The following is a 5505-nucleotide window of genomic DNA, read 5'->3' on the forward strand; positions in this document are numbered from 1 at the left end:
AGGTTGTCGTACTGGTAGCTGCGTTCGAGCAGGATATCAGGCAGGATGGGATTCTGTTTGCGTTGCAGACGGCTGTTACGGTCGTATTTGAACTGGGTGTTCAGGCGTCCCTGAGTACGTGATACTTCGCGGTACAGGTTGTCGCGTTCAGTGTGGTCGGTGTTGCCGTCACGCTGTGCTTGTTTGATTTGGGTGACGTGCTACGGGCATTTATTCTGTTCGCTGGTCTAAACAATTAATTTTTTGTGGGTATAATGGTGGACGTAAGTAGATTGATTATTACACTCAGGTTGCAGTTTTACTTAACTATAATCTGCTAAAATAAAGTTGGTAACATCAGCAACTGGTATTTTCTGAATCTTTATCAAAAGGATATATTTGCGTAAAAAAATGTTTTTTCATAAGAGAAAATCATTTTATTTCCATTGGGAATTAAAAGAATACTTGTTTCATCACTTGGGTAAAAAAAATCATCCCATGATTTTACAAAAATATCCACTGGTACAATCGCACTCGCTTTTTTCCCCCAAAAGAAAAAAGCAAATGAAATGTCTGTTAATTTATTCTTGAAAAATAAAGAAGATTCGTTAGGATGATCAAAATCCAAATTAATTTTTTCTATAACAGAACAAAATGACGAATGCATTTTCATTAAATGGTTAAATGGGAATGTCACATCCCAAAAATTACTAGATTCCTCCGTATCAAGAAAAATAATCTGTCTTTTTTCATCAAAAGATAGCAAGCAATCTTTAGAATTAAATCTCCATGCAATAGGATATTTTTTTTCATCAATGGTTAATAATTTTTTATTCATAAAATATATGCCCAGCTCCACCAGATTTTTTACCCAAACTCCAATCCTTCCATTTTATGTGGGGTATATTATTCTCTGGTGCATTTATTGTATGCGATTCATTAGGGTGATGTTCATAACCTTTTTTGTATGGAATTTCAGAGTAAGTAGGCTGAATCTCTATCTTTCCTCTAGCATCTTTTAACAGTTGTTCAGCAGTAGCTTTATCCTTCACTCTAAAATTGGATTTACCACCTCTCTGAATTATTTCAGTTGCTTTCTTCCATTCAGGGCTACCACGCTTAATGATAGGTAAGTTAGTTGCATTGCCAACTTCCTTCCCTGTAAGGCCACATTTCATTAACCCCCACGGATCGACCCAAGTCAACCCATTAGGCGCATACTGATACAGATTCAATCCGCCAGCTAAACCAATCGGGTCTGGCTGGGTAAATCTACCTATATCCGGATTATAGTACCTGAAAGTATTGTAGTGTAAACCGGTTTTCTAGTATTATTATGGTTACAGCTTTATGCCTTTGACATTATTTTCAATAAAGAACTGTCTTAGTTTATCTGACATAACAATACGTCCTTCAGACTCCAGACATCTCGCCATATAAAAATTTTCCTCTATATCTTGCTTAAAGACTATTTTGTAGAATCTCTTTGGTCCATCAGGCAAATAATCTAATATTGGTTCACTATCAGATTTATCCATATCTATACATGATATCGTGCGCAGAATATTGATTACTTTAAAGCCAGAATGGTTTTGGCCATTAATAATCACGTTTGCGTCAAGTAATTGAACGTCTTTTAAAAAATCCTTATTGTTTGCAAGCAAGGTTGCAAGTCTTGGTGAGATAAAATCAGGACCATCACTAAAGCAAAAATCATAAGATAGCAACCTTTTCTCACTTACTTTTTTCTTTAATTTAAAAATCAAAGGATTATCATTTTGTATTTTCTTACATTGTAATAAATCATAATTTGATATCTCATTAGATTCATATTCAAACCAATAAGTATTAGGATAATCAAATATTTTTAGTTCAAATAACATGTTAACATCCTTTTATCCTAATTGAATTTTTGTTCAAAATGGTTTTGCCACTACGTAAATTTGCTCTTTCACTCCCTATTAGTTTATTTAAAGCATTTTTATATTCCGTTTGACTCCAATTTTCACGTTTACCGCGGGTATATATTTCATTCATTTCAATTTTTATATCTTGAGTATATTGATAATGAGAACCTTTATGAATAGTTCTGGTAGGATGTGCATCAGCCGATGTAGGGAGATAAATAACATTTTTTATCGAATGAATATTCATACCAGCCTCCTTAAGCAAAGGATGATTTTTTAATTGCTGCGGAATAATATGGTGCTTTTGGAATCCATCAATGCCTGACATTGTATTATATGTCAATAGCCCCCACGGATCCACCCAAGTCAACCCATTAGGTGCATACTGATACAGATTCAAGCCACCCAGCAACCCAATCGGGTCTGGCTGAGTAAATCTACCTATATCCGGATCGTAATACCTGAAAGTATTGTAATGTAAGCCGGTTTCTCTGTCTAAATATTGTCCCTGATATCTGAGGTTCTGTTGTATCGGGATGTGTTCGACTTCATGAATCCGTTTTCCCCAGAGCTGAAAACTGCATTCCCACAGTATTTTACCGTTTTCGTCGGTCAACTCTTCCGGACAGCCATTCAGATCAGTGTGGAAGTACATTACCCTTTCTGGGTCATTACCTCGTTGACACGATTCATAATATCTTTCTTTAAGCACTCAGCATAGTTGTTTAGCTGTAACTTCTTTACTCCAAGTTATTTTAGTATGTATATTTAAGTCAATCACCTCATGTCTGATACTTTTGCTATTTTCTATTTATATCTAGATTAGGTTCTCATTCAACTATTCTATCGCTTGCTGAGTGGAGTAACTTCGACAGGAGACCAAATTGGCTGTTCCCATTGTATGAAGTTATTAGTTAGAATTTCTTCTATGTAACTTTCAAATTTAGAATTAAAGTATTTATCAGATAAAATTGTTATTTCAAGAGTATAATGTTCATCACATAATAACTCACTAAGCCTATCAATTTTGTCGATAACGGCAATACTAAAATTATCCAATCCCGCTCTAGCAATATAACGACCTTTTTCATCTTTACAGGATAATTTACATTTAAATGCCAGTTCTATCTTAGTCAGCATTTCTTTAAATGAATTATTATTATCAATCAGTACAAAAGTTAACCATCTTTGATATATATTCATAAATCTATCATCCTTGAAAAAATTTAACGTTGAAATATTAAATCCAACTATTATCTCATAAAAACAAAAAATTCGTTTTTATTTACAGCCAATTTTGCGCTGAATGTCACCCTTTCGAGCAAATTCCATTAACTCGTGAGTTTTAAAAATTCTAAAACCAAAGGGTTCTTTTTTTAGCCCCGGAAAAATTAAACGTAATTTACGATCTATAGATGCTTCTATTTCCTCCATACCTTTAATTTTTGCAGCATCGCGACGTCTGTTTTTATATACCGGATCATGAGCTAAATAATCTGATCGAATAAAAGCATCTACATCGAAATTATTTAAATCTATGGGTCTGGATATACTAGGGTCATGAGCTTTACTAATACCACTAGCAGCACTTCCTCTATAACCTATTTCGGCATTAGGATCAATTGCTTGTATTGCTGGCAAGTGTTCTCTAAGAATATCGTCAATTTGTTGTTGAACTCTATTTAAACTACTTAACCCCCACGGATCCACCCAAGTCAACCCATTAGGCGCATACTGATACAGATTAAAGCCACCCAGCAATCCTATCGGATCCGGCTGGGTAAAGCGACCTATATCCGGATCATAATACCTGAACGTATTGTAATGTAGTCCGGTTTCTCTGTCTAAATATTGTCCCTGATATCTGAGGTTTTGCTCTATGGGTTCGTGTTCGATTTCATGAATCCGTTTCCCCCATAACTGAAAGCTGCATTCCCACAGTATTTTACCGTTTGCATCGGTAAGCTCTTCCGGACAGCCGTTCAGGTCGGTATGGAAGTAGCGGATATGTTGTTCATGGTTGCCGTCTGTGTCTATCCGCGCCAGTAGTTCGTAGCTGTTCTGGTCGGTATAGATATACAGGCTGGTGGGGTGATTCGGGCCGGTTTCCTGAATCATTCTTAAGCCGTCCCACAGGAAGCGGGTACGATTGTAGGGTTGGCCGTCGCGGTCTATCTGATGCTTTTCGATACGCCGGCCAAGAGCATCGTAGACATAGCCATAACGCTGGCTGCGGCCTGTTTGTTCGATGCGTACTTCGCTCAGGCGGTGGTCGGCGTCGTAGTGGTAGTGCTGCGTAGCGCCGATGCTCTGTTTGGTCTGAGTTCTGCCGTGCTCGTCGTAGCGGTAGCGGTGTCCTCTGAAATGCAGGAGCTGGTTACAGCGAATCAGGTTGTAGTTGCTGTAGTCTTCTCTGTATTTGCTGTCCAGCAGGTTGGCGGCCGCATCGTATTGCAGGGTTTCCCAGTATCTCTGGTTACGGCAGCCTTCGATTCTGCCGGTGTGATCATAGCGGTAATCGGTCTGTCCGTGTTTGCTGTGTTTTTTGCTTACCAATCGGTCGAGGTTGTCGTACTGGTAGCTGCGTTCGATGAGGATATCGGGCAGAATCGGATTCTGATTGCGCTGTATCTGTTTGCGTTGCAGACGGCTGTTGCGGTCGTATTTGAACTGGGTGTTCAGGCGTCCCTGGGTGCGTAATATTTCGCGGTGCAGGTTGTCGCGTTCGATATCGCTGATGATGTGGCCGTCGATGTTTATCTGGTGCAGATGGCCGGAACCGTAATAGAGGCTGTTGATGGTGCGCCCATCTGGCAGGGTGGTGGCGATGCGGTTGCCCAGTGGGTCGTACTGGTGGCTGAGGGTATCCTGTGCGGTGGTGCCATCAGCAAAGTGGATGCCGTTGAAGTTGCCGAGTGCTTCATAATCTAAGTTGTAGTAGTCTTTATTTAATCTGACATTTAGTGTATTTTAAACCAACAATGGAGTGTCAGTAATGAATCAATCTGCAAAAATAATTAAACCTAAATTAGGACTTTTAGAACTCGCTAAACAGTTAGGTAACGTTCAGCAAGCCTGTAAAGTCTTGGGGTATAGTCGCGACAGCTATTATCGCTTCAAAAAACTCTATGAACAGGGCGGAGAATTAGCTCTTCAGGAAATAAGTCGCAAAAAACCTATAGAGAAAAATCGCGTAGAACCTCATATTGAGCAGGCTGTCGTTAATATGGCTTATGAATTTCCTGCTTATGGCCAACATCGGGTTGCTAATCAGCTACGTCTGCAAGGAATAATGGTCTCTGGCAGTGGTGTACGTTCAATCTGGTTACGCCACGATTTAGAAAGCTTCAAAAAAAGACTGATCGCTCTGGAAACAAAAGTAGCTCAGGAAGGGCTTGTGTTAACAGAAAGCCAGCTACAGGCTTTAGAGAAAGCGAAAGCAGCGCGAGAGGCACAGGGTGAAATTGAGACCCAGCATCCTGGATACTTATGCGCACAAGATACATATTATGTTGGTCATATTAAAGGGATTGGGAAAATATACCAACAAACGTTTATTGATACCTATTCAAGACTGGCGTTTGCTAAAGTATATACGGAGAAAAACAGTTTAGTTGCT

The 5505-nt window shown here is 39.0% G+C and carries 8 protein-coding genes and 1 pseudogene; 3 read left to right on the forward strand and 6 right to left on the reverse strand.

Annotated elements, in window-relative coordinates:
• Positions 1 to 364 precede the first annotated feature (364 nt).
• The 6 genes and pseudogenes from BGI33_RS09855 to BGI33_RS09880 all read right to left on the reverse strand — a co-directional run bounded on the left by BGI33_RS09855 (position 365) and on the right by BGI33_RS09880 (position 4004).
• Positions 365 to 817: a hypothetical protein gene (locus BGI33_RS09855; protein WP_025329789.1), complete on the reverse strand. Its 453-nt coding sequence runs from the start codon at positions 815 to 817 to the stop codon at positions 365 to 367.
• Positions 810 to 1289 (reverse strand): annotated as a pseudogene (locus tag BGI33_RS09860) (RHS repeat-associated core domain-containing protein); the annotation flags it as partial. The gene BGI33_RS09855 and the pseudogene BGI33_RS09860, both read right to left, overlap by 8 nt.
• A 30-nt stretch (positions 1290 to 1319) precedes the next feature.
• Positions 1320 to 1862 carry a hypothetical protein gene (locus BGI33_RS09865; protein ID WP_100091012.1) on the reverse strand — a complete coding sequence of 181 codons (543 nt, stop codon included), beginning with the start codon at positions 1860 to 1862 and terminating at the stop codon, positions 1320 to 1322.
• Between the two features lies 1 nt (position 1863).
• Complete coding sequence (locus tag BGI33_RS09870; RefSeq protein WP_100091013.1) at positions 1864 to 2541, reverse strand: RHS repeat-associated core domain-containing protein; 678 nt, start codon at positions 2539 to 2541, stop codon at positions 1864 to 1866.
• A 188-nt stretch (positions 2542 to 2729) separates the two neighbouring features.
• Positions 2730 to 3089, reverse strand: a complete 360-nt coding sequence (locus BGI33_RS09875) for a hypothetical protein (RefSeq protein WP_100091014.1) — start codon at positions 3087 to 3089, stop codon at positions 2730 to 2732.
• A gap of 78 nt (positions 3090 to 3167) precedes the next feature.
• Positions 3168 to 4004, reverse strand: coding sequence for an RHS repeat domain-containing protein (locus BGI33_RS09880; RefSeq protein ID WP_100091015.1), 837 nt, complete (start codon positions 4002 to 4004; stop codon positions 3168 to 3170).
• Positions 4005 to 4043: 39 nt separating this feature from the next.
• Here BGI33_RS09880 and BGI33_RS13225 point away from each other — a divergent pair, with 39 nt between their 5' ends.
• The 3 genes from BGI33_RS13225 to BGI33_RS09895 form a co-directional block, all read left to right on the forward strand.
• Positions 4044 to 4586, forward strand: a complete 543-nt coding sequence (locus tag BGI33_RS13225; protein ID WP_100091016.1) for a hypothetical protein — start codon at positions 4044 to 4046, stop codon at positions 4584 to 4586.
• 9 nt (positions 4587 to 4595) lie between these two features.
• Positions 4596 to 4817 carry a hypothetical protein gene (locus BGI33_RS09890; RefSeq protein ID WP_100091017.1) on the forward strand — a complete coding sequence of 74 codons (222 nt, stop codon included), beginning with the start codon at positions 4596 to 4598 and terminating at the stop codon, positions 4815 to 4817.
• Between the two features lie 64 nt (positions 4818 to 4881).
• On the forward strand, positions 4882 to 5505 hold a 624-nt coding region (locus tag BGI33_RS09895), incomplete at its 3' end, for a helix-turn-helix domain-containing protein (protein ID WP_143558231.1).

It is taken from the genome of Snodgrassella alvi, assembly GCF_002777425.1.
Lineage (GTDB): Bacteria > Pseudomonadota > Gammaproteobacteria > Burkholderiales > Neisseriaceae > Snodgrassella > Snodgrassella alvi_B.

Excerpts from the sequence above, each read along its gene's own strand:
- BGI33_RS09855 (WP_025329789.1), bottom strand. The coding sequence starts at position 817 with ATGAATAAAAAATTATTAACCATTGATGAAAAAAAATATCCTATTGCA.
- BGI33_RS09865 (WP_100091012.1), bottom strand. The coding sequence starts at position 1,862 with ATGTTATTTGAACTAAAAATATTTGATTATCCTAATACTTATTGGTTT.
- BGI33_RS09870 (WP_100091013.1), bottom strand. The coding sequence starts at position 2,541 with ATGTACTTCCACACTGATCTGAATGGCTGTCCGGAAGAGTTGACCGAC.
- BGI33_RS09875 (WP_100091014.1), bottom strand. The coding sequence starts at position 3,089 with ATGAATATATATCAAAGATGGTTAACTTTTGTACTGATTGATAATAAT.
- BGI33_RS09880 (WP_100091015.1), bottom strand. The coding sequence starts at position 4,004 with ATGATTCAGGAAACCGGCCCGAATCACCCCACCAGCCTGTATATCTAT.